21 protein-coding genes are annotated in these 21,969 nt (G+C 59.8%); 6 read left to right on the top strand and 15 right to left on the bottom strand.

Annotated features, from left to right (window positions below):
* Positions 1 to 16 precede the first annotated feature (16 nt).
* From C7534_RS13390 to xerD, 3 genes are all read right to left on the bottom strand, one after another.
* Positions 17 to 1,321: a homoserine dehydrogenase gene (locus C7534_RS13390; RefSeq protein ID WP_046029043.1), complete on the bottom strand. Its 1,305-nt coding sequence runs from the start codon at positions 1,319 to 1,321 to the stop codon at positions 17 to 19.
* 133 nt (positions 1,322 to 1,454) lie between these two features.
* A complete protein-coding gene (gene dsbC / locus C7534_RS13395; RefSeq protein ID WP_109786038.1) occupies positions 1,455 to 2,186 on the bottom strand; it encodes a bifunctional protein-disulfide isomerase/oxidoreductase DsbC in 732 nt (243 codons plus the stop codon).
* Positions 2,187 to 2,491: 305 nt separating this feature from the next.
* Positions 2,492 to 3,388 carry a site-specific tyrosine recombinase XerD gene (xerD, locus tag C7534_RS13400; protein ID WP_046029039.1) on the bottom strand — a complete coding sequence of 299 codons (897 nt, stop codon included), beginning with the start codon at positions 3,386 to 3,388 and terminating at the stop codon, positions 2,492 to 2,494.
* A 106-nt stretch (positions 3,389 to 3,494) separates the two neighbouring features.
* On the opposite strand from xerD, the gene C7534_RS13405 reads away from it, so the two are divergent.
* Entirely contained in the window at positions 3,495 to 5,303 is a 1,809-nt protein-coding gene (locus tag C7534_RS13405; protein WP_109786039.1) for a cation:proton antiporter, read from the top strand.
* A gap of 61 nt (positions 5,304 to 5,364) precedes the next feature.
* On the opposite strand, the gene rplS is transcribed toward C7534_RS13405, so the two are convergent.
* The 5 genes from rplS to ffh all read right to left on the bottom strand — a co-directional run bounded on the left by rplS (position 5,365) and on the right by ffh (position 8,936).
* Positions 5,365 to 5,715 (bottom strand): 50S ribosomal protein L19, encoded by a 351-nt coding sequence (gene rplS / locus C7534_RS13410; RefSeq protein WP_030139558.1) that lies wholly within the window; start codon positions 5,713 to 5,715, stop codon positions 5,365 to 5,367.
* A gap of 45 nt (positions 5,716 to 5,760) precedes the next feature.
* On the bottom strand, positions 5,761 to 6,513 hold the full coding sequence (gene trmD, locus C7534_RS13415) for a tRNA (guanosine(37)-N1)-methyltransferase TrmD (RefSeq protein WP_010463006.1): 753 nt from the start codon (positions 6,511 to 6,513) through the stop codon (positions 5,761 to 5,763).
* A 2-nt stretch (positions 6,514 to 6,515) separates the two neighbouring features.
* Complete coding sequence (gene rimM / locus C7534_RS13420; protein ID WP_109786040.1) at positions 6,516 to 7,052, bottom strand: ribosome maturation factor RimM; 537 nt, start codon at positions 7,050 to 7,052, stop codon at positions 6,516 to 6,518.
* 5 nt (positions 7,053 to 7,057) lie between these two features.
* The gene (rpsP, locus tag C7534_RS13425) at positions 7,058 to 7,309 is read right to left on the bottom strand and encodes a 30S ribosomal protein S16 (protein WP_003198088.1); all 252 of its coding nucleotides are present in this window, start codon (positions 7,307 to 7,309) and stop codon (positions 7,058 to 7,060) included.
* 250 nt (positions 7,310 to 7,559) lie between these two features.
* Positions 7,560 to 8,936, bottom strand: a complete 1,377-nt coding sequence (ffh, locus tag C7534_RS13430; RefSeq protein WP_034149000.1) for a signal recognition particle protein — start codon at positions 8,934 to 8,936, stop codon at positions 7,560 to 7,562.
* A 195-nt stretch (positions 8,937 to 9,131) separates the two neighbouring features.
* Between ffh and C7534_RS13435 the strand changes: the two genes are divergently transcribed.
* The 3 genes from C7534_RS13435 (at position 9,132) to C7534_RS13445 (ending at position 12,818) form a co-directional block, all read left to right on the top strand.
* On the top strand, positions 9,132 to 9,944 hold the full coding sequence (locus C7534_RS13435) for a cytochrome C assembly family protein (protein ID WP_046029026.1): 813 nt from the start codon (positions 9,132 to 9,134) through the stop codon (positions 9,942 to 9,944).
* Positions 9,945 to 9,956: 12 nt separating this feature from the next.
* Positions 9,957 to 11,192: a transporter associated domain-containing protein gene (locus tag C7534_RS13440; protein ID WP_109786041.1), complete on the top strand. Its 1,236-nt coding sequence runs from the start codon at positions 9,957 to 9,959 to the stop codon at positions 11,190 to 11,192.
* 309 nt (positions 11,193 to 11,501) lie between these two features.
* Positions 11,502 to 12,818 carry an MFS transporter gene (locus C7534_RS13445; protein WP_046029023.1) on the top strand — a complete coding sequence of 439 codons (1,317 nt, stop codon included), beginning with the start codon at positions 11,502 to 11,504 and terminating at the stop codon, positions 12,816 to 12,818.
* 47 nt (positions 12,819 to 12,865) lie between these two features.
* Here the strand turns inward: C7534_RS13445 and purT are convergent, their stop codons facing one another.
* The 5 genes from purT to C7534_RS13470 form a co-directional block, all read right to left on the bottom strand.
* Positions 12,866 to 14,047, bottom strand: coding sequence for a formate-dependent phosphoribosylglycinamide formyltransferase (gene purT, locus C7534_RS13450; protein ID WP_109786042.1), 1,182 nt, complete (start codon positions 14,045 to 14,047; stop codon positions 12,866 to 12,868).
* Positions 14,048 to 14,141: 94 nt separating this feature from the next.
* Positions 14,142 to 14,609 carry a VUT family protein gene (locus C7534_RS13455; RefSeq protein ID WP_008151608.1) on the bottom strand — a complete coding sequence of 156 codons (468 nt, stop codon included), beginning with the start codon at positions 14,607 to 14,609 and terminating at the stop codon, positions 14,142 to 14,144.
* Between the two features lie 204 nt (positions 14,610 to 14,813).
* A complete protein-coding gene (locus C7534_RS13460) occupies positions 14,814 to 15,029 on the bottom strand; it encodes a DUF1289 domain-containing protein (protein ID WP_077430820.1) in 216 nt (71 codons plus the stop codon).
* On the bottom strand, positions 15,026 to 15,550 hold the full coding sequence (locus tag C7534_RS13465; RefSeq protein ID WP_034154816.1) for a gamma carbonic anhydrase family protein: 525 nt from the start codon (positions 15,548 to 15,550) through the stop codon (positions 15,026 to 15,028). The genes C7534_RS13460 and C7534_RS13465 overlap by 4 nt, the downstream gene beginning before the upstream one ends.
* Before the next feature lie 64 nt (positions 15,551 to 15,614).
* Complete coding sequence (locus C7534_RS13470) at positions 15,615 to 16,214, bottom strand: CoA pyrophosphatase (protein WP_007944856.1); 600 nt, start codon at positions 16,212 to 16,214, stop codon at positions 15,615 to 15,617.
* A gap of 146 nt (positions 16,215 to 16,360) precedes the next feature.
* Here C7534_RS13470 and C7534_RS13475 point away from each other — a divergent pair, with 146 nt between their 5' ends.
* Both C7534_RS13475 and C7534_RS13480 read left to right on the top strand, forming a co-directional pair.
* Positions 16,361 to 16,912 (top strand): NUDIX hydrolase, encoded by a 552-nt coding sequence (locus C7534_RS13475; RefSeq protein WP_109786043.1) that lies wholly within the window; start codon positions 16,361 to 16,363, stop codon positions 16,910 to 16,912.
* A gap of 50 nt (positions 16,913 to 16,962) precedes the next feature.
* On the top strand, positions 16,963 to 17,466 hold the full coding sequence (locus tag C7534_RS13480) for a L,D-transpeptidase family protein (protein WP_046029007.1): 504 nt from the start codon (positions 16,963 to 16,965) through the stop codon (positions 17,464 to 17,466).
* 100 nt (positions 17,467 to 17,566) lie between these two features.
* Here the strand turns inward: C7534_RS13480 and C7534_RS13485 are convergent, their stop codons facing one another.
* Both C7534_RS13485 and purL read right to left on the bottom strand, forming a co-directional pair.
* Positions 17,567 to 17,878 carry a Nif3-like dinuclear metal center hexameric protein gene (locus tag C7534_RS13485; protein WP_046029005.1) on the bottom strand — a complete coding sequence of 104 codons (312 nt, stop codon included), beginning with the start codon at positions 17,876 to 17,878 and terminating at the stop codon, positions 17,567 to 17,569.
* Positions 17,879 to 17,898: 20 nt separating this feature from the next.
* Complete coding sequence (purL, locus tag C7534_RS13490) at positions 17,899 to 21,795, bottom strand: phosphoribosylformylglycinamidine synthase (RefSeq protein WP_109786044.1); 3,897 nt, start codon at positions 21,793 to 21,795, stop codon at positions 17,899 to 17,901.
* Positions 21,796 to 21,969 lie beyond the last annotated feature (174 nt).

Genomic DNA, 21,969 nt, shown 5'->3' on the forward strand with positions numbered 1-21,969 from the left:
GGTCAACGATATCGGCTTAGTTCAGGTGCTCGACGCGGATCCGTACAACCGGACCGACGACGCCCGCCAGGGCTTCGAGAGCGGCGATCGCATCGTTGATGTGCTGCTCCAGCACGCGATGGGTCAGCAGGATCATCGGCACCAGGCCGTCGTGTTCCTCGGCCTCCTTCTGCATGATCGACTCGATGTTGATGCCGCGCTCCGACAGGATGCTCGCCACCTGGGCCAACACGCCCGGATGGTCCTTGGCCTGAATGCGCAGGTAGTAGGCGCTTTCGCAGGCTTCGATCGGCAGGATCGGGTGAGCCGACAGCGAGTCCGGCTGGAAGGCCAGGTGCGGCACACGGTTTTCCGGGTCGGACGTCATGGCGCGAACCACGTCCACCAGGTCAGCGATCACGGACGAAGCCGTTGGCTCCATGCCGGCGCCAGCACCGTAGAACAAGGTCGAACCGGCAGCGTCGCCGTTGACCATGACCGCGTTCATCACGCCGTTGACGTTGGCGATCAGGCGATCAGCCGGGATCAGCGTCGGGTGTACGCGCAGTTCGATACCGCTGGCGGTGCTGCGTGCAACGCCCAGGTGCTTGATGCGGTAGCCCAGCGCTTCGGCATAGTTCACGTCAGCAGTGGTCAGCTTGGTGATGCCTTCGGTGTAAGCCTTGTCGAACTGCAGCGGGATACCGAACGCGATGGACGCCAGGATCGTCAGCTTGTGGGCTGCGTCGATGCCTTCAACGTCGAACGTCGGGTCAGCTTCGGCGTAACCCAGGGCTTGCGCCTCGGCCAGCACGTCTTCGAAGGTGCGACCCTTCTCGCGCATTTCGGTGAGGATGAAGTTGCCGGTGCCATTGATGATCCCGGCGACCCAGTTGATACGGTTGGCGGACAGGCCTTCACGGATCGCCTTGATCACCGGAATGCCACCGGCCACCGCCGCTTCGAACGCCACGATCACGCCTTTCTCACGTGCCTTGGCAAAAATTTCATTACCGTGAACGGCAATCAATGCCTTGTTCGCGGTGACCACATGCTTGCCATTCTCGATGGCCTTGAGTACCAGCTCGCGGGCAACGGTATAGCCGCCCATCAGCTCTATAACGATGTCGATCTCAGGGTTCGTGGCCACTTCGAAGACATCGTTGGTAATCGCAATACCGGTCGTCTGGAACTGAGGCTTTGGCGTGCGCATGGCAATTTGTGCCACTTCGATTCCACGCCCGGCACGACGAGCAATTTCCTCGGCGTTGCGCTGAAGTACGTTGAAGGTACCGCCACCGACGGTTCCTAACCCACAGATGCCTACTTTGACCGGTTTCACTGTGAACTCCCCATAAAACGGCCGACGCAAGGTCGGCCGTGAAAACAACCGCGTGCTCGCGGTTCTCTATTAATGGCCCGGCGATGTGGCTGCCGGACCATGATCGTCAATGGCTGACCGTGACGATGCGAATTTACTTCGCGCCCAGTGCCAGTTTGGCGACTTGTGGCGCCGGCTGGTAGCCCGGAATGACCTGACCGTCGGCCAAAACGATGGCCGGTGTACCGTTCACGCCGATCGACTGACCGAGGGCGAACTGCTTGGAAACCGGGTTATCGCACTTGGCGGCCTTGATTTCCTTGCCATCGACCATTTTGTCCATGGCCGCTTTCTTGTCCTTGGAGCACCAGACCGCTTGCAGCTGTTCGTCACCCGGCGAACCCAGGCCCTGGCGCGGGAACGCAACGTAGCGCACTTCAATGCCGCGCTTGTTCAGCTCAGGCACTTCGGCGTGCAGCTTGTGGCAGTACGGGCAGGTGGTGTCGGTAAATACGGTGATGTGCGACTTGGTTTCGCCAATGGCCGGGTAGACCACGGTGTCAGCCACAGGAATGTCGTTGACCAGTTTGGAAATACCCAGGCGCTCGGTCTTCTCGGTCAGGTTGACCGGTTTGCCATCCTTGAGCTGGAACAGGTAGCCCTGAACGACATACTGGCCGTCGGCGCTGGCATACAGCACACGGCTGCCCTTGAGTTTGACTTCGTACATCCCTGGCAACGGGCTGGCCGTAATGGTTTCGACGGGCACGTCGAGCTGGAGGTTTTCCAGGCTTTTACGAATGGCTTTGTCGGCCGCGTCATCGGCGACGGCAAAGGTGCTGACCAACGCAATGGCGGCGGCGGCGAAAATCTGGGTCAGACGCATGAGAACTCCTGAAGGCGGACAAATGGGACGATCAGAACGCCCGTGCCGAAACACCGGGTCATAAACGCCCATCGTGCAAACCGGCAAAGCCTACCACATAAGGTCCGTGTGGCCGAATGCGCCTGTCGTAAGTCATCTCACTCACCGTGCACGACGCTTTTATGTAGCAGCTGGCGAAGCCTGCGTTCGACTGCGCAGCAGTCGTTAAATCAGACACTGAGGTGTATCAGTTAAACCGCGGGCTCAGGGTTTACGGCTGCTGCGCAGTCGAACGCAGGCTTCGCCAGCTGCTACACGGTCCTGTGTTAGCCACGCGGGTGATGTTTGGCGTGCAGGTCTTGCAAGCGCGCCCGGGCTACATGAGTGTAGATCTGGGTGGTGGACAAATCGCTGTGGCCGAGCAGCATTTGCACCACCCGCAAGTCGGCACCATGGTTGAGCAGGTGCGTGGCGAAAGCATGGCGCAACGTGTGCGGCGACAGCGACTTGCCGATCCCGGCGACCTTGGCCTGGTGCTTGATGCGGTGCCAGAAGGTCTGGCGGGTCATTTGCTCGCCGCGCAGACTCGGGAACAGCACATCACTGGGGCGCCCGCCGAGCAGTTCGCCACGGGCATCGCGCATGTAGCGCTCAACCCAGACAATCGCTTCCTCCCCCATCGGCACCAATCGTTCCTTGCTGCCCTTGCCCATCACCCGCAACACGCCTTGACGCAAGTTGACTTGCTCCAGGGTCAGGCTGATCAACTCGGTCACCCGCAAGCCACAGGCATACAGCACTTCGAGCATGGCGCGGTCACGCTGGCCGATCGCTTCGCTCAAGTCCGGCGCCTTGAGCAAGGCTTCAACGTCGGCTTCCGACAGGGATTTAGGCAAAGGCCTGCCCAATTGAGGCATGTCGACGCGCAAGGTCGGATCGACAGCGATCAACTTTTCCCGCAGCAGATAGCGATAAAAGCCACGCACACCCGAGAGAAATCGCGCAGTGGAACGGGGTTTGTAGTTCTGCTCCAAGCGCCAGGCCAGATGATCGAGGATCAGCTCACGACCGGCGTTGATCAGCTCCAGATCCTTCTCCTGCAGCCAACCGTTGAACAGGGCCAGGTCGCTGCGATAAGCATCGCGGGTATTGTCGGAAAGACCTTTCTCCAGCCACAGGGCGTCGAGAAACTGGTCTATCAGCGGATGATCGATAGCAGGCATGGGCGCTCTAGGCACACAGTCTCGGGACTGCGCGCGAAAAAAAGGTGAACTGTAAAAATGGCCGCTAGTCTTTCATAGCCCGCCACTTCAAGGAACAGGAGCTTCAATGAGCGAACAGCAGATTCTGTTGGTTTTTGGCGGTATCGGTGCGGCAGCGTTGGGCTGCCAATGGTTGGCCTGGCGCCTCAAGTTACCGGCGATTCTGTTTCTATTGTTGACCGGGATTCTGGTCGGGCCGGTTCTGGGTCTGCTCGACCCGCTGGAAATGTTCGGACCATTGCTGATGCCGCTGGTATCGCTGGCGGTGGCACTGATCCTGTTTGAAGGCAGCCTGACCCTGCACCTTTCAGAATGGCGCGAGATTGGCAGCGTGGTGCATCGACTGGTCACCATCGGCGCGCTCTCGACCTGGGTGGTCATTGCCGTCGCGACCCATTGGCTACTGGGGTTCGACTGGTTGCTCGCCATTCTGTTCGGCAGCTTGACGCTGGTCACCGGCCCCATGGTCATCGTGCCAATGCTGCGCGTCGTGCGGCCGAAAGCCTCGATTGCCAACATCCTGCGCTGGGAAGGCATTGTCATCGATCCAATCGGAGCCCTGCTCGCCGTGGTGGTTTACAGCTTTATCATCGCCCGCGCCTCGGGTGATGGCTGGAGCCAAAGCCTGCTGACTTTCGGTGGCGTGATTGTGTGCGGCAGCTTATGCGGGATCGCCGGGGGCTGGGTGCTCGGCACGATCATCCGACGCCAATGGCTGCCCGAATACCTGCACAACCTGGCAGCGCTCGCGGCGGTGTTGGGGATTTTCATTGCGGCCAATGAAGTCATGAACGAATCCGGATTGCTGGCGGTGACGTTGATGGGGATGTGGCTGGCCAACATGAAGGGCGTGGATGTGCGCGACATCCTGCACTTCAAGGAGAACCTCAGTGTGCTGCTGATCTCCGGGCTATTCATTCTGCTGGCCGCGCGGCTGGACTTGAACGCCTTGATTGCACTGGGGCCGCTGGTGCTGATTCTGCTGCTGATCATTCAGTTGATTGCCCGGCCATTGAACGTGATGCTTTCCACGGCGGGTTCAAGCCTGAGCTGGCGTGAACGCGCGCTGCTGGCCTGGATCGCACCGAGAGGGATTGTGGCGGCGGCGGTCTCGGCGATTTTCGCGATTCGTCTGGATGAAGCCGGCCATGAAGGTGCCTTGCTGCTGGTGCCGCTGACGTTTGCTGTGATCATCGGCACGGTGGTACTGCAAAGTGCCACGGCTCGACCGTTAGCCCGGTTATTGAAAGTCGCTGAACCAGCGCCCAGCGGCTTCCTCATCGTCGGCGCCAACGGCCCGGCGCGAACCGTGGGCAAAGCCTTGCAACAACTGGGCAGTCGAGTACTGCTGACGGATTCAAGTTGGGAGAACATTCGGGCGGCGCGAATGGACGGTCTGCCCACCTACTTCGGCAATCCGGCATCACAGCATGCCGATGCTCATCTGGATCTGGTTGGCCTGGGGCATTTGCTGACCCTGTCACCTTCGGGCGAATTGAACACGGTGGCGACCATGCGCTTTCGTCATGACTTTGGTCATCAGCGCATGTTCGGCGTAGCCAGCGGCCAGGACAGCCGCCGCACCGACAAGCATCGGGCGAGCCGCAAGCATCGTGGGCGCTTGCTCGGCAGCGAGGGAATGACCTACGGCAAATTGGCCAGTCTGCTCAGCCAGGGCGCCGAGCTCTACAGCACGCATCTGACAGAAGAATTTGATTTGGAAGACTACCGGGAGCTGCACGGGGATCGGGCAACGTTGTTGTTCATCCGCGATGCCAGCGGATGGGTGCATGTGGTGACGCCTGGCAGTTCGCTGCAACCTTCGGCGGGGTGGACGCTGCTCGCGCTGATTCAGCCAGACACCGTCTGCGCCTGAGAAATCGCAGGCAACAAAAAAGCAGCCCGCAGGCTGCTTTTTTTTGCATCGGAAGCTGGACTTAAGCCAGTTTTTCCTTGATGCGAGCTGCTTTACCGGACAGGTCACGCAGGTAGTACAGCTTGGCTTTACGTACGTCACCGCGACGTTTAACGGCCATGCTGTCGATTTGCGGGCTGTAGGTCTGGAAAGTACGCTCTACGCCAACACCGTTGGAGATTTTACGAACGGTGAATGCACTGTTTACGCCGCGGTTACGCTTGGCGATTACAACGCCTTCGAACGCTTGCAGACGTGCACGGTCGCCTTCCTTCACTTTCACCTGAACGACAATGGTGTCGCCCGGGGCAAAGGTAGGGATTTCTTTGGTCATCTGCTCTGCTTCGAGTGCAAGGATGATTTTGTTAGTCATGCTGTGCTCCTAAGGTAAATCAACGGATTTACCATCGATACGTTGTTAACTATCGTCCCGCTCGCGGATGTATTCCTCGAGCAGCTTCTTCTCTTCTCCAGAAAGCGAGCGGCTTTCCAGAAGATCGGCTCGTCGTTCAAAGGTCCTACCAAGGGACTGCTGTAAACGCCAACGCCGGATGTGCGCGTGATTGCCACTTAGCAATACGTCGGGAACACGCTGATCCGCATACACCTCCGGTCGGGTGTAGTGCGGGCAATCCAGCAAACCATCCGTAAAGGAATCTTCCTCGGCGGAGTCCGCATGCCCTAAAGCTCCAGGCAGCAGTCGTGTAACCGCATCGATCAGGACCATCGCCGGCAGCTCGCCGCCAGACAGTACATAGTCGCCAATCGACCACTCTTCATCGACATGAGCTTCAATAAAACGCTCGTCAATGCCTTCATAGCGGCCGGCAATCAGGATCAATGCATCCAGATTCGCCAACTCGCGCACCGCCGACTGAGTCAGTTGACGGCCTTGGGGGGACAGGTAAATTACCTTCGCCGCCTCCCCGGCTGCTGCCTTGGCCTGAACCAGTGCATCTTCCAGGGGCTTGATCTTCATCACCATGCCCGGACCACCGCCAAATGGGCGATCATCCACAGTGTGATGTCGATCCGTCGTGTAGTCTCGCGGGTTCCAACAGGTGAGCTGCAACAGCCCCTGTTTCACCGCCCGACTGGTGATGCCGTACTCGCTGATGGCGGAGAACATCTCGGGAAACAAACTGATCACTTCTACGCGCAAGTTAGCCACGCTTAGAAATCCGCGTCCCAATCCACCTTCATCTCGCCTGCGGCCAGGTCGACAGCCAACACGCATTGCTCCGTATAGGGCAACAGACGTTCGCGATCATCCAGGCTGCCAGCGCAAGGCTTGACCACCATGACATCGTTCGAGCCAGTCTCTAACAGGTGATCGATCTTCCCGAACAATTGCCCGAGTGTGTCGATAACCTTGAGACCTTCCAGCTGGTACCAGTAGTACTCGCCGTCGGTCAGTTCAGGGAACAGGTTGCGCGGCACGCAGATCTCATAACCGGCCAGAAGACGAGCTTCTTCGCGATCATCGAGATCCTTGAGCTTTGCGACCAGGAATTTGTCATTCCCGCGTCCGCTGACCAGCTCTACCTGCTTTACATTACCGTCACGCTTGAGCGTCCAGGTTTTGTATTCCAGCAGGTTTTTAATTGGATCAGTAAAGGAGTACACCTTCACTTCGCCGCGAACGCCATGAACAGAATAAATTTTGCCAATAACGATCAAATCATCGGCAACAGCTGGCGTCGCGTTCATATTGCTCAGGCCGCAGCCTTAGCAGATTCCTTCAACAACTGAGCAACACGCTCAGAAGGTTGTGCACCAACGCTCAGCCAGTAGGCTACGCGCTCTTGGTTCACGGACAGACGGACTTCTTGACCACGAGCAACAGGGTTGAAGAAACCAACCTGTTCCTTGTGCGAACCGTCGCGCGGGTTGCGGCTGTCGGTTACGGTCAAGTGGTAAAACGGGCGCTTTTTGGAGCCGCCAAGGGCAAGACGGATTGTTAGCATGTGAACATCGTTCCTGTAGTCGGTGCTGCAAATCTAAAGGCACAGCGGGCATAGGTGCCCGAAAGGCCGCATATTCTAAGGAATATCCGGACTTTTGCAAATGACTTTTTCCGGCGGCCTATCGGACGCCATCCAGATTTGCTATAGAGCCGTCGTTGAAAACGGCCGGTCAGCTCCCGCCAAGTGCGGGTTTGCTGGAGATCCCGCATCCTTGCGGGTCTGCGCCGGTGCGATGACCGGCGCGGATTCTTTACATCTTTGGCATGCCGCCGCCGGGCAACATACCGCCCATGCCGCGCATCATTTTGGCCATTCCGCCTTTCGCGGAGAATTTCTTCATCATCTTCTGCATCTGCTTGTGCTGCTTGATCAAGCGACCGATGTCCTGCACCTGAGTGCCGGAACCCATGGCGATCCGGCGTTTGCGCGAACCACTGATCATCTCAGGGTCGCGGCGCTCGGCCGGGGTCATGGAGTTGATGATGGCTTCCATCTGCTTGAATTGCTTCTCTGCCGCACCCTGGGCGTTGCCCATCTGCGCCAGATTCACGCCGCCCATGTTCGGCAGCTTGTCCATGAGCCCGCCGAGGCCGCCCATGTTCTTCATTTGTTGCAACTGATCGCGGAAGTCTTCGAGGTCGAAGCCCTTGCCCTTCTTCAGTTTCTTGGCCAGTTTGTCGGCCTTGTCCTTGTCGAGGGTCGCTTCGGCCTGTTCGATCAGGCTGAGCACGTCGCCCATGCCGAGGATGCGTGAAGCAATACGCTCAGGGTGGAACGGATCGAGCGCTTCGCTCTTCTCGCCCATACCGATGAACTTGATCGGCTTGCCGGTGATGGCGCGAACCGACAGGGCGGCACCGCCACGGGCATCGCCGTCGACCTTGGTCAGGATCACACCGGTCAGCGGCAGCGCATCGCCGAAGGCCTTGGCCGTGTTGGCGGCATCCTGGCCGGTCATGGCGTCAACCACGAACAGGGTTTCAACCGGGTTGATCGCGGCGTGCAGCGCCTTGATCTCGCCCATCATCTCTTCGTCGATGTGCAGGCGACCGGCGGTATCGACGATGACCACATCAATGAACTTAAGCTTTGCTTCTTTTATAGCCGCTTGCGCGATGTCGACCGGCTTCTGGCTCAGGTCGGACGGGAAGAAGGTAACGCCGACTTCACCCGCGAGCATTTCCAGCTGCTTGATCGCCGCCGGACGGTAAACGTCCGCGGACACGACCATGACCGACTTCTTCTTGCGCTCCTTGAGGAAGCGCGCAAGTTTGCCGGCGGTGGTGGTTTTACCCGCGCCCTGCAAGCCGGCCATCAGGATCACGGCGGGTGGAACGGCGCTCAGGTTCAGGTCTTCGTTGGCCGCGCCCATCAGGCTTTCGAGCTCGGCCTGGACGATCTTCACAAAGGCCTGGCCCGGCGTCAGGCTGCGCGACACCTCGGTGCCGACAGCGCGTTCCTTGACCGAGTTGACGAAGTCTTTGACCACGGGCAAGGCGACGTCAGCTTCGAGCAACGCCATGCGCACTTCACGCAGGGTGTCTTTGATGTTGTCTTCGGTCAGCTTGGCCTTGCCGGTGACATGGCGCAGCGTCTGCGAGAGACGGTCGGTTAAGTTTTCAAACATTGCGCGATCCTTTCAGGCCCTGTGTAGACCGGGATAATGGCGGCCCAGACCGGAATAAACATGTGCTCGGCGAGCCTGCGGCGTGGGCAGGTCGCGGATTATAGCGAAGACTGCGTCTGGCGGACACCTCGCACTTTCGTGCCGCGGGGGTTCTATGCCAAACTCAGCGCCTTTCGGGCCTGCCTAACAGGATTTATGCTCCCCTTGTCACCCAGTTTGCTTACTACCCTCGCCGCCGCCTGCTTATATGCCGCTGCGACTCTTTATCAGGGCTCTCGTCTGGCCACCGGCGCCAAGGCGAACAAGCGCCTGCTGGTCACGCTCGGCGTGCTGGCCGTCCTGGCTCACAGCGCCAGCCTGTTCACCCATCTGCTGACGCCGATCGGCCTGGGCCTGGATTTTTTCAGCGCCGCCAGCCTGATTGCCGCAGCGGTCATCGCACTGACCCTGCTGGCCTGCTCACGGATCCCGGTGGAAAACCTGCTTATATTGCTCTTCCCGCTGGGGGCCGCGACCGTGTTGCTGGCGCAGCTCGCCCCGGCCGGCACCGTACAGGTCATCGACGAAGAACCGGGCATCCTCGCCCATATTCTCTTGTCGATCCTCGCTTACGGCATGTTTACCATTGCGGTGTTCCAGTCGTTGTTGCTGCTGGTTCAGGACCATCAGCTCAAGCACAAACATCCGTCAGGGCTGATCAAGAACTTCCCGCCGCTGCAAACCATGGAAAGCCTGCTGTTCGGCTTCCTGTGGGCTGGCTGGACCCTGCTATCGTTGTCGTTGATCTCCGGCTGGTTGTTTGTCGACAACCTGTTCGCCCAGCACCTGGTGCATAAAACCTTGCTGGCGTGCCTGGCCTGGGTTGTCTTCAGCGTGCTGCTGTGGGGCCGTAACCGCCTCGGTTGGCGCGGCCACAAGGCGATTCGCTGGACCCTCGCCGGTTTCTGCCTGCTGATGCTGGCGTATTTCGGCAGCAAGCTGGTTCGTGAATACATCCTGCATATCTGACGAGCGGCATTAATGGACGACTTGCCCATAGGGCCGATGCTCGCGGTATTGGCCCTGCTGATTTTATGGTCGGGGCTGTTTACCGCTATCGAAGTGGCACACCAGCATTTGCTGGCCCAGCGGACCGCATCGCGCTCGAGCGACAAACCGGTGGCGAAGCTGAGCTTTCCACTCAACAGCCTGATCTTCTGCAATACCCTGTGCCGCGCGCTGGTCATGGTCATCAGCACCTTGCTGGCGATCTTCACCTGGTCGGCCAATGGTCCGTGGGCTGCCTGCATCGGCGCCGGCGCCGCGCTGCTGATATTCGCTGACTACCTGCCACGCACCCTCGCCACTCGCTATCCGGACGCCGTGCTGAACCTGGGCAACACCTTGCTCGGCGCGCCCCTGAAAATCATCTACCCGCTCGCCTGGATGCTCAATGGCATCAGCCAGTTGCTGATGCGACCGTTCGGCCGCAAAGTCAAAGTGGTGCAGCAGAGCGAAGACGAAATGCCCACGGATCGCCATGACGATCAGGACCACGGCGTCTGCCGCCCGCATCCACTGTCCGGCATCCACGCGCTGGACAACATCACGGTCAACGACATTCTGGTGCCGCGCAGCGACGTCGACGGCATCAACCTCGACGACCCGATTGAAGAAATCATCGAGCAGTTGCGTCATAACAAGCGCACGCGCCTGCCGGTATTCCACAGCGATATCAACCAGGTCGAAGCCGTCCTCAACACCCGGCACATCCGTCACTTGCTAGGCGATGCAAGCTTGACCCTGGATGCGCTGATGGCGGCCAGCCACGACCCTTATTTCGTACCGGAAAGCACGCCGCTGCAGCTGCAGCTGCTGAATTTCCACAAGCAGCAGCGACGCTTGGGCATGGTGGTCGACGAGTACGGCGAAGTGCTCGGTATCGTGACCCTGGAAGACATTCTTGAAGAGATCGTCGGCGAGTTCGAAAGCCAACACAGCCTGAAGAATCCGCACATTCATCCACAGGCCGACGGGCGCCTGGTGATCGAAGGGGCGGCATCGATTCGCGAACTGAACAAGAGCCTGGGCTGGCATTTACCCAGCGATGGTCCAAAAACCCTTAACGGGTTGGTGACCGAGGCCCTGGAGACCATTCCGGACAGCGCCGTATGCCTGAAGATCGGACGCTATCGCCTGGAGATTCTGGAAACCGAAGATAACCGTGTCACGCGGGTGCTGATCTGGCATACCAGCTCAGTGCCAGCAATCCTCTAGCCTCAACCCCTGTAGCAGCTGCCGAAGGCTGCGTCCGGCTGCGCAGCAGTCGTAATACCGGACAATGCGGTGTTTCAGGGCGTCCGCGTGTACAGGGTTTACGACTGCTGCGTAGCCGGACGCAGCCTTCGGCAGCAGCTACAAGGATTTGCGCTTGTTTGATCGTTAGCAGCCTTCCTATAATCGAGTCGCTTACCCAAGCCCCGCCTTACTCCAGTGCTACCCGCACTCTGCGTTAAGCCCACATCCCTGGGTGTTCGACCATAATAATTCGCTCCACTGGGGCACATGACTGTCAGGGATAACCGCATGACGACCAGCACGACTTACACCCAAACCACACCTGCACAACCGACCAACTCCGCCACCCGCGTGGCCACCGCGAGTTTCATCGGTACCGCCATCGAGTTTTACGACTTCTACGTCTATGCCACGGCGGCCGCACTGGTGATCGGTCCGGTGTTCTTTCCGCAGACCTCCGGCACCGCGCAAATGCTGTCGGCATTCCTAACTTTCGGCATCGCCTTTCTTGCACGACCACTGGGCTCAGCGCTGTTCGGCCACTTCGGTGACCGTATCGGCCGAAAATCGACACTCGTTGCCTCGCTGCTGTTGATGGGCGTCTGCACCACGTTGATCGGCGTGTTGCCGGGCTACGACAGCATCGGTGCCTGGGCGCCGATCCTGCTTTGTGTGCTGCGCTTCGGCCAAGGCCTGGGACTGGGCGGCGAATGGGGGGGCGCGGCGTTGCTGGCGACCGAGAATGCCCCCAAGGGCAAACGCGCCTGGTTCGGCATGTTTCCGCAGCTTGGCCCTTCGATTGGCTTTCTGGCGGCGAACGGCCTGTTCCTGACACTGGCCATGACCCTGAACGACGAGCAATTCCGCTCGTGGGGCTGGCGCATTCCGTTCCTGCTCAGCGCCGCACTGGTCATGGTCGGCCTGTATGTGCGTCTCAAACTCCACGAAACCCCGGTGTTCGCCAATGCCATGGCCCGCCAGGAAAGGGTGAAGATCCCGCTGATCGAGTTGCTCAGCCAATACTGGGCGCCGATGCTGTTGGGTGCCGGCTCGATGGTCGTGTGCTACGCGCTGTTCTACATCTCGACCGTGTTTTCGCTGAGTTATGGCGTGTCGACCCTCGGCTATACCCGTGAAACCTTCCTCGCCTTGCTGTGCTTCGCAGTGCTGTTCATGGCGGCAGCCACCCCACTGTCGGCGTGGGCCAGCGACCGGTATGGACGCAAGCCAGTGCTGATCATCGGCGGCGTGCTGGCGATTCTGTCGGGGTTCTTGATGGAGCCGCTACTGACCCACGGTTCGACCTGGGGCGTGGCATTGTTCCTGTGCATCGAGCTGTTTCTGATGGGCGTGACGTTTGCGCCGATGGGTGCGCTGTTGCCTGAGCTGTTTCCGACTCACGTTCGCTACACCGGCGCATCGGCAGCGTACAACCTGGGCGGGATCGTCGGGGCCTCGGCGGCACCGTTCTTCGCACAGAAACTGGTGGCGATGGGGGGACTGAGTTATGTCGGCGGGTATGTGTCGGGGGCGGCGGTGCTGAGCTTGATTGCGGTGCTGTGCCTGAAGGAAACGCGTCACAACGATTTGAATCGGGTGGCCTGATAGAAGATCGTTCCCACGCTTTGCGTGGGAACGATCAGAGAGGAAGTTTACAGCTCTACAACAACAGCCTGAGAAGCACGGGTCGCCTTGGCGCGAGCCGCATCAATCGACTCATCACGCGCCAACGCCACGCCCATCCGGCGCTGACCGTTCACTTCTGGTTTGCCAAACAAACGCAACGCCGTGTCCGGCTCGCTCAACGCAGCACCCAGGTTAGCGAAAGCGGTCTGGGTCGACTGCCCTTCCACCAGAATCACCGCAGAAGCCGAAGGACCGAACTGACGGATCAATGGGACCGGCAGGCCCAGAATTGCCCGTGCGTGCAGCGCGAACTGCGACAGGTCCTGGGAAATCAAGGTGACGAGGCCCGTGTCATGCGGACGCGGCGACACTTCACTGAACCACACCTGATCGCCTTTGATGAACAACTCGACGCCGAAAATTCCACGACCGCCCAACGCTTCAGTCACGGCTTTGGCAACACGCTCGGACTCAGCCAGGGCAACCGGGCTCATGGCTTGTGGCTGCCAGGATTCCTGATAGTCGCCTTTCTCCTGACGGTGACCGACTGGCGCGCAGAACGTGGTGCCGCCCACATGACGCACGGTCAGCAGGGTAATTTCGTAGTCGAAGTCGATGAACCCTTCGATGATCACCCGACCTTTGCCGGCACGACCGCCTTCTTGCGCGTAATCCCAAGCGGTCTTCACGTCATCGGCACTGCGCAGCAGGCTCTGGCCTTTACCCGACGAGCTCATGACCGGTTTGACTACACAAGGGAAACCGAGGTCTTCGACCGCTTTGCTGTAGTCCTCGAAGGTATCGGCGAAGTGGTACGGCGAGGTCGGCAGGTCGAGCTCTTCGGCGGCCAGGCGACGGATACCCTCGCGGTTCATGGTCAGCTGTGCAGCGCGAGCAGTCGGGATCACGGTGAAGCCTTCGGCTTCCAGTTCGACCAGGGTGGCCGTGGCGATGGCTTCGATTTCCGGCACGATGAAGTGCGGCTTCTCGGCTTCGATCACTGCACGCAGGGCGGCGCCGTCGAGCATGTTGATCACATGGCTGCGATGGGCGACTTGCATGGCGGGTGCATTGGCGTAGCGATCCACGGCAATCACTTCAACGCCCAGGCGTTGCAGCTCGATCACCACTTCCTTGCCCAACTCACCACAGCCACACAGCAATACGCGGGTCGCGGTTGGCGACAATGGAGTTCCGATACGGGTCATCTCAGGTCCTCAAGAAGCGGATCATCGAGGGATGCGCCACGCGCTTCCCATGGGGAGAAAGCGCGGCATTTTACATGAACCTGAGGGTTTGGCTTCAGCTGACGACGGCCTGTTTGCGCAAGCGCCAGGCCATGATCAGCCACACGGCGGTCACGCCCGCGAACTTCGAGCCCATGGCCGTGAGGATCACGGCCGGGGTGAACGCGTCGATCATGCCAAAGAAGATGAAGGTATCGAGGGGAATGCTCAGCGCCGAACTTATCCACAGGCGGTCGTGCAGCGGGCGCTTGGTGATGCTGAACACCAGCCAGTCGATGCACTCGGACACGGCAAACGCCGTGGCGCTGGCCAAGGCAATGGACGGATCGGAGGTGACATAGGACAGGACCAGCGCCGCCAGCATCGCGGCGATGGCGCCGTGACCGAAACGGGTCTGCACCATGTCGCGCAACACGAACACCAGACCACCCCAGGCCGACCAGATGATGTCCAGGTGCGGAGCGGTGGAGAAGGCGTAGTTGATCAGCACGACGCTGCTGATGTAAGCGATCAGGAAGAGCATGGGGCGTGGGGATACCTGTCAATTTGGCGAACAGATTACTTCAGCCCTGCCCAACAACCAAACCCGAACACGAACCTGTAGCAGCTGGCGCAGCCTGCGTCCGGTTGCGAAGCAGTCGTAAAATCAGGCCATTGAGTCATTCAGGCAAACCTCACGTTCAGGATCTACGACTGCTACGCAGCCGGACGCAGCCTCCGGCAGCTGCTACAGGTCCGGGGTTTTACCGATCATCCAGACCAGCCCGCTGGACTTGGCCCGTTCATGACACAACCCCAACACCGCGCGGCGCTCGTCGTTGGTCATCCGGCTCCAGCGGGTAATCTCTTCCACCGTGCGCTGGCACCCGGTGCAAATATCATCCTCGTCCAACGCGCAAATGTTCACGCAGGGCGATAGCACCGGTCGTTCAGTGGCGCTCATTCTTCCTGCTCGACCAGATCACGGGCATAGCGTTGCGAGTTATGCACATAGTGAGCGGCGCTGGCCTCCAGCATCTTCTTCTGCGGCTCGGTCAGCTCACGCACCACTTTGCCCGGCGAGCCCATGACCAGCGAACCGTCCGGGATTTCCTTGCCTTCGCCGATCAGCGAATTGGCGCCAATGATGCAGTTTTTGCCGATTTTCGCGCCGTTGAGAATCACGGCATTAATACCGATCAAGCTGTAGTCGCCCACGGTGCAACCGTGAAGCATGGCATTGTGGCCGATGGTCACGCCGGTGCCGATGGTCAGCGGGAAGCCCATGTCGGTGTGCATCACGGTGCCGTCCTGGACGTTGCTGTTCTTGCCGATCAGGATCAGTTCGTTGTCGCCGCGCAGTACGGCGTTGAACCAGACATTGGCACCCTCTTCCAGTTTGACCTTGCCCACCAGTACGGCATTGGGTGCGACCCAGCTCTGCGGGTGGGTTTCGACGCGGGCGTCGCCCAGGCGATACTTCATCTTGTTGTCCTCAAGGCCAGGCAGGCTTATGCACAGCACGGTTCACGCCATACGAACGATGGCTTCAGGTGTTGATAAAACTCTTGGGCGGTTGATGCAGGCTGATTTTCGCGTCATAGAGCAGATTGATCAACTCGACGATCATAATCGCGGTGAGGCCCCAGATTTTGTATTCGCCATACCGATAGCTCGGAACGTACCAGCTACGGCCCTGGTAATCGATGCGATGGGTGTGTTCGCGCGGGTCCTTGCGGAAAAACTCGAGCGGCACGCTAAAGACGGCGGCGATCTCGGCATCGTTGGCCCGGTACTCGACAAAATCCGGAATCACCCCGACATAGGGTGTGACCTTGATACCGTGCAGGGAGATCAGCGGGCTAAGCGGGCCGATCACTTCAACCAGACCCGGCGGCAAGCCAATTTCTTCTTCGGCCTCACGTAGCGCGGTGAAAATCAGGTCGGGGTCCTCGGGATCGCGACGACCACCGGGAAAGGCCACTTCGCCACCATGGGTCGAGAGCCCGCTGGCGCGCAGGGTCAGAACCAGTTCCGGCTCATCACTGCGAGTGATGGGCACCAGTACCGCAGCTTCCGGGAAACGCTTGTCGGTTTCCAGTGTGCGAGGGGTGTGGTTACTAACTCGATGCAGTAGCTCGTCCAGCATGAGACTTCTCGATTTATTCGCTACTTTGCATCATGCACCAATCGAACCGAGCGCCCAAGCCCATAACCATTGCATGTCGCTAAACGACAACTTGCCGACAGACACCGCCGCACGCCAAGATAGGCGCAGCATTCAGGAACCCAAGCATGAAATTTTGCAGTCAGTGCGGCAACCCGGTGACCCAGCGCATTCCCGAAGGCGATTCGCGCCTGCGATTTGTCTGCGACAGCTGTCAGGTGATTCACTACCAGAACCCCAATATCGTCGCTGGCTGTGTCGCGACCTGGGGCTCGAAAGTGTTGCTGTGTCGACGTGCCATCGAGCCACGACTCGGTTACTGGACCCTTCCAGCCGGCTTCATGGAAAACGGTGAAACCATCGAGCAGGCGGCTATTCGCGAAACAGCCGAAGAAGCCTGTGCGCGGGTGCGCAACCTGAAGATCTATACGCTGATCGACGTACCCCACATCAGCCAGGTGCATGTATTCTTTCGCGCAGAGCTGGCGGACCTGGACTTTTCTGCCGGTCCGGAGAGCCTGGAGGTGCAGCTTTTCGATGAAGCCGACATCCCTTGGTCCGAGCTGGCTTTCCGCACAGTGGGCCGTACCCTAGAATGCTTCTTCGCTGACCGACGGACCGAGGTCTACCCCGTGCGTTCCGAGTCGATCCCGCCGCTCGCTCAGCCTGCCAATACTTAAAAAACACCTATAACTAAAAATAGCCGACACCTCCTAGGGATATCGTTTCAATGCGCTGGTTGCTTGCCCTGTTTTGCTTGTCGTTCGTCACGGTATCCCAGGCTTCTGCCGCGGGAACCCTGAACGGCAAAGCCATCGATAAAATTCTGGTCATCAAGTCCACCCACCAATTGCAATTGATCAATGACGGCCAGCCGCTCAAGACCTATCGCATTTCCCTGGGTAAACGCCCCAAGGGGCCGAAGCTGATGGAGGGCGACAAACGCACCCCGGAAGGCTTCTACTGGGTGGATTGGCGCAAGACCAGCGACAACTTCAACCTGGCGATGCACATCTCCTACCCGAACATCAGCGACTCTGCGCGCGCTCGACGCGAAGGCGTCGCACCGGGTGGCATGATCATGATCCACGGAACTCCAGACACTGAAGACACCCCTGAAGACCTGTTCCACACCCTGGACTGGACCGACGGCTGCATTGCCATGCGCAACATGGACATGCGTGAAGTCTGGAACCTGGTGCCGGACGGCACGATGATCGAAATCCGCCCGTAATCCGGACTATCAGTAGAAGCGCTGCATCCATCAATTCGCAGACAATAAAAAACCCGCTGAAATCGCTTTCAGCGGGTTTTTCGTTTAAGCGCTTGAAGGATCAGAAATCCTCTAACCGCCACACCTCATAAGCCGGCGTCTCGTAGGGATGGCTCTCTTTCAGCGCCAACACCACCGCCCGAATCAACTCATCGCTGACCACCAGCTCAACCTTCCATTCCTCAACCTGCTCGACCTGCCCCGCTTCGCCAATGAACGGCTGACTACCATCCAACGGCCGAAACTGGCCGAGGCCGAGCACTTGCCAGGCGCAATGGTCGTAAGCGCCGATCCGTCCGCCACCGGCGGCGAATACGGCACTCTTCACGTCTTCGACGTGACTGGCTGGAACAAAAAAGCTGAGCTTGTACACAGCTGTCAGTTAACCCGCTTTTAGTTTACCCAGACCCGAGCGTTACGGAACATACGCATCCAAGGTGCATCTTCGTTCCAGTCTTCCGAACGCCACGAGTTCTGCACGGCGCGGAACACACGTTCCGGGTGCGGCATCATGATCGTTACGCGACCGTCGCGGCTGGTCAAACCGGTGATCCCGCGCGGCGAGCCGTTCGGGTTGGCCGGGTATTTTTCGGTGACCTTGCCGTGGTTGTCGACGAAACGCATCGCCACGCAACCCGACAGATCGGCTTCCAGCAGTGCTTCTTCGCTGGCGAACTCGGCATGGCCTTCGCCGTGAGCGATGGCGATCGGCATGCGCGAACCGGCCATGCCTTGCAGGAAGATCGAGTTCGACTCCTGGACCTGAACCATGGCCACGCGTGCTTCGAACTGCTCGGAGCGGTTACGCACGAAGTGCGGCCAGAACTCGCTGCCCGGGATCAGTTCGTGCAGGTTGGACATCATCTGGCAACCGTTGCACACGCCGAGGGTGAAGCTGTCGTTACGTTCGAAGAAGCCCTGGAACGCATCGCGAGCGCGGCTGTTGAACAGTGCGGACTTGGCCCAGCCTTCGCCGGCGCCGAGTACGTCGCCGTAGGAGAAACCACCGCACGCCACCAGACCTTTGAACTCGTTCAGGTCGACACGGCCGGCTAGAATGTCGCTCATGTGCACGTCGATCGCGTTGAAACCTGCGCGGTCGAACGCGGCCGCCATTTCCACCTGACCGTTGACGCCCTGCTCACGCAGCACGGCAACCTGTGGGCGGATGCCTTTCTTGATGTAAGGCGCGGCGACGTCCTGGTTGACGTCGAAGCTGAGCTTGACGCTCAGGCCCGGGTTTTCTTCTTCCAGCAGCACGTCGAACTCTTGCTCGGCGCAGTCGGCGTTATCACGCAGACGCTGGATCTGGTAGCTGGTTTCAGCCCACTGACGTTGCAGCAGACGACGCTGACCTTCGAACACGGTGTCGCCGTTGAAGGTGATGCTGATCTGGCCGTTGTTCATCGGCTGACCGATCACCGACACGCAGTCGCCCAAGCCAGCCGCGCTGAACTGCGCAAGGATGTCCGGGGTCGAGTCCTGACGAACCTGAATCACAGCGCCCAGCTCTTCGTTGAACAGGATCGCCGCGATGTCGGCGGAAGTTTCCGCCAGGCCGTCGAGGTTCAGGCTCAGGCCGCAGTGGCCGGCGAAGGCCATTTCCACCACGCTGGTCAGCAGACCACCGTCGGAACGGTCGTGGTACGCCAGCAGGTGACCGTCGGCGTTGAGGCCCTGGATCACGGCGAAGAAGGCCTTGAGGTCTTCGGCATCGTCCACGTCCGGCGCTTGCGAACCGAGCTTGCCGTGAACCTGAGCCAGGATCGAGGCGCCCATGCGGTTCTGGCCACGGCCCAGATCGATCAGGATCAGGTCAGTGGTGCCCTTGTTCATGCGCAGTTCCGGCGTCAGGGTCTGACGGATGTCAGCCACTGGCGCGAAACCGGTCACGATCAGGGACATTGGCGAGGTGACGGTCTTGTCGACGCCTTCATCGCTCCAGCGTGTGGCCATGGACATGGAGTCCTTGCCCACCGGAATGGTGATGCCCAGCTCAGGGCACAGTTCCATGCCGACCGCTTTCACGGTGTCGTACAGACGCGCGTCTTCGCCCGGGTGACCGGCAGCGGACATCCAGTTGGCCGACAGTTTGATGTCGGAAATCTTGTTGATGCGCGAAGCCGCGATGTTGGTCAGGGTTTCGCCAATGGCCATGCGGCCCGACGCCGGAGCGTTCAGCAATGCCAGCGGAGTACGCTCGCCCATCGCCATGGCTTCACCGGTGTAAACGTCGAAGCTGGTGGCGGTGACGGCAACGTCAGCCACCGGGACCTGCCACGGGCCAACCATCTGGTCACGAGCCACAAGGCCGGTGATGGTGCGGTCGCCGATGGTGATCAGGAAGCTTTTGCTCGCCACGGCCGGGTGATGCAGAACGCGCTCGACGCAGTCGGCAATCGCCAGCGTCGACGGATCGAAGTCGTCGCCCAGTTCGCTTTCGCGAACGGCCGAGCGGTGCATGCGCGGCGCTTTGCCCAGCAACACTTCCAGTGGCATGTCCACCGGGCTGTTGCCGAAGTGGCTATCCGTGACAGTCAGTTGCGGTTCGGCAGTGGCTTCGCCGACGACGGCGAACGGGCAACGCTCGCGTTCGCAGATCGCTTTGAAACGCTCGAAGTCAGCCGGGCCGACTGCCAGAACGTAGCGCTCCTGGGATTCGTTACTCCAGATTTCGTGCGGGGCCATGCCCGGCTCGTCGTTTGGAATGTTGCGCAATTCGAAACGGCCACCACGGTCGCCGTCGTTGACCAGTTCCGGGAAGGCGTTGGACAGACCGCCTGCGCCCACGTCGTGGATGAAGCTGATCGGGTTCTTGTCACCCAACTGCCAGCAACGGTCGATCACTTCCTGGCAACGGCGCTCCATCTCAGGGTTTTCGCGCTGTACGGAAGCGAAGTCCAGGTCAGCCGAGCTGGTGCCAGTGGCCATGGAGGAAGCGGCGCCGCCGCCCAGGCCGATCAGCATTGCCGGGCCACCCAGCACGATCAGCTTGGAGCCAACGATGATTTCGCCTTTCTGCACGTGTTCGGCACGGATGTTACCCATGCCGCCAGCCAGCATGATCGGCTTGTGGTAACCGCGAACTTCGTCGCCACGCGGGGTGGTGATCGATTGTTCGAAGGTACGGAAGTAACCGGTGAGGGCCGGACGACCGAATTCGTTGTTGAACGCGGCGCCACCCAGTGGGCCTTCGATCATGATGTCCAGCGCGGTCACGATGCGCTCAGGCTTGCCGTATGGCACTTCCCACGGCTGTTCGAAACCCGGGATTTGCAGGTTGGACACGGTGAAACCGGTCAGGCCAGCCTTTGGCTTGGCACCACGGCCGGTCGCGCCTTCGTCACGAATCTCGCCGCCACTGCCGGTGGATGCGCCCGGGAACGGGGCAATCGCAGTCGGGTGGTTGTGGGTTTCGACTTTCATCAGGATGTGCACCGGTTCCTGCACCGCGCCGTACTGGCGGGTTTCAGGGTCCGGGAAGAAACGGCCGGCGACGTTACCGACGATCACCGAGGCGTTGTCCTTATAAGCCGACAGGACGCCTTCGCTGTGCATCTGGTAAGTGTTCTTGATCATGCCGAACAGGCTTTTTTCCTGGCTTTGACCGTCGATGTCCCAACTGGCGTTGAAGATCTTGTGACGGCAGTGCTCGGAGTTCGCCTGGGCGAACATCATCAATTCGATGTCATGCGGGTTGCGCTTCAAGCCGACGAAGGCATTGACCAGGTAGTCGATTTCGTCTTCGGCCAGGGCCAGGCCCAGCTCGGTGTTGGCTTTTTCCAGCGCGGCACGGCCGCCACCCAGCACGTCGATCGCGGTCAGCGGTTTCGGTTCGGCGTGGCTGAACAGGCCGGCGGCTTGTTCAAGGTTGGCCAGAACGATTTGCGTCATGCGGTCGTGCAGGGCATCACTGATCAGTTGGGCCTGGGCGTCGCTGAACTGGCCGGCGACGTAGAACGCGATACCGCGCTCCAGACGCTGGATCTTGCCCAGGCCACAGTTGCGGGCGATGTCGCTCGCTTTACTGGACCATGGCGAGATGGTGCCGAAACGCGGCAACACCAGGAACAGACGACCGGTCGGCTCTTGTACCGGAACACTTGGGCCGTACTTCAGAAGGCGCGCGAGCACCTGCTGTTCGTCGCCGGTCAGGACGCCGGTAACTTCGGCGAAGTGAGCGAATTCAGCATACAAGCCGCTGACAGCCGGGACCTTCTGGCTCAGTTGCTCAAGGAGTTTGCTGTGGCGAAAGGCAGAAAGGGCAGGAGCGCCGCGCAGGATCAACATCTTCGGGACAGCCTCGGGAAGGGGTGTGCTTTGAGGCCGTGCATTCTAGCCTAAACCGCCCGCGACATCACCCGAAACGGTACGGGTGGCTGCACCCGGGTGTCGGACCGTAGATCCGGGTCTGCAAATGGCGCTTAAAAAGGGTTATTTTTTCTGTCACAAAATGCGCTGCGG

It is taken from the genome of Pseudomonas sp. OV226 (genome assembly GCF_003148705.1).
Taxonomy (GTDB): domain Bacteria; phylum Pseudomonadota; class Gammaproteobacteria; order Pseudomonadales; family Pseudomonadaceae; genus Aquipseudomonas.

Excerpts from the sequence above, each read along its gene's own strand:
- xerD (WP_046029039.1), bottom strand. The coding sequence starts at position 3,388 with ATGCCTGCTATCGATCATCCGCTGATAGACCAGTTTCTCGACGCCCTG.
- dsbC (WP_109786038.1), bottom strand. The coding sequence starts at position 2,186 with ATGCGTCTGACCCAGATTTTCGCCGCCGCCGCCATTGCGTTGGTCAGC.
- C7534_RS13460 (WP_077430820.1), bottom strand. The coding sequence starts at position 15,029 with ATGAGCGCCACTGAACGACCGGTGCTATCGCCCTGCGTGAACATTTGC.
- C7534_RS13440 (WP_109786041.1), top strand. The coding sequence starts at position 9,957 with ATGGACGACTTGCCCATAGGGCCGATGCTCGCGGTATTGGCCCTGCTG.
- rpsP (WP_003198088.1), bottom strand. The coding sequence starts at position 7,309 with ATGCTAACAATCCGTCTTGCCCTTGGCGGCTCCAAAAAGCGCCCGTTT.
- rimM (WP_109786040.1), bottom strand. The coding sequence starts at position 7,052 with ATGAACGCGACGCCAGCTGTTGCCGATGATTTGATCGTTATTGGCAAA.
- C7534_RS13475 (WP_109786043.1), top strand. The coding sequence starts at position 16,361 with ATGAAATTTTGCAGTCAGTGCGGCAACCCGGTGACCCAGCGCATTCCC.
- C7534_RS13470 (WP_007944856.1), bottom strand. The coding sequence starts at position 16,214 with ATGCTGGACGAGCTACTGCATCGAGTTAGTAACCACACCCCTCGCACA.
- C7534_RS13465 (WP_034154816.1), bottom strand. The coding sequence starts at position 15,550 with ATGAAGTATCGCCTGGGCGACGCCCGCGTCGAAACCCACCCGCAGAGC.
- purT (WP_109786042.1), bottom strand. The coding sequence starts at position 14,047 with ATGACCCGTATCGGAACTCCATTGTCGCCAACCGCGACCCGCGTATTG.
- ffh (WP_034149000.1), bottom strand. The coding sequence starts at position 8,936 with ATGTTTGAAAACTTAACCGACCGTCTCTCGCAGACGCTGCGCCATGTC.
- C7534_RS13480 (WP_046029007.1), top strand. The coding sequence starts at position 16,963 with ATGCGCTGGTTGCTTGCCCTGTTTTGCTTGTCGTTCGTCACGGTATCC.
- C7534_RS13455 (WP_008151608.1), bottom strand. The coding sequence starts at position 14,609 with ATGCTCTTCCTGATCGCTTACATCAGCAGCGTCGTGCTGATCAACTAC.
- C7534_RS13445 (WP_046029023.1), top strand. The coding sequence starts at position 11,502 with ATGACGACCAGCACGACTTACACCCAAACCACACCTGCACAACCGACC.
- purL (WP_109786044.1), bottom strand. The coding sequence starts at position 21,795 with ATGTTGATCCTGCGCGGCGCTCCTGCCCTTTCTGCCTTTCGCCACAGC.
- C7534_RS13405 (WP_109786039.1), top strand. The coding sequence starts at position 3,495 with ATGAGCGAACAGCAGATTCTGTTGGTTTTTGGCGGTATCGGTGCGGCA.
- rplS (WP_030139558.1), bottom strand. The coding sequence starts at position 5,715 with ATGACTAACAAAATCATCCTTGCACTCGAAGCAGAGCAGATGACCAAA.
- C7534_RS13435 (WP_046029026.1), top strand. The coding sequence starts at position 9,132 with ATGCTCCCCTTGTCACCCAGTTTGCTTACTACCCTCGCCGCCGCCTGC.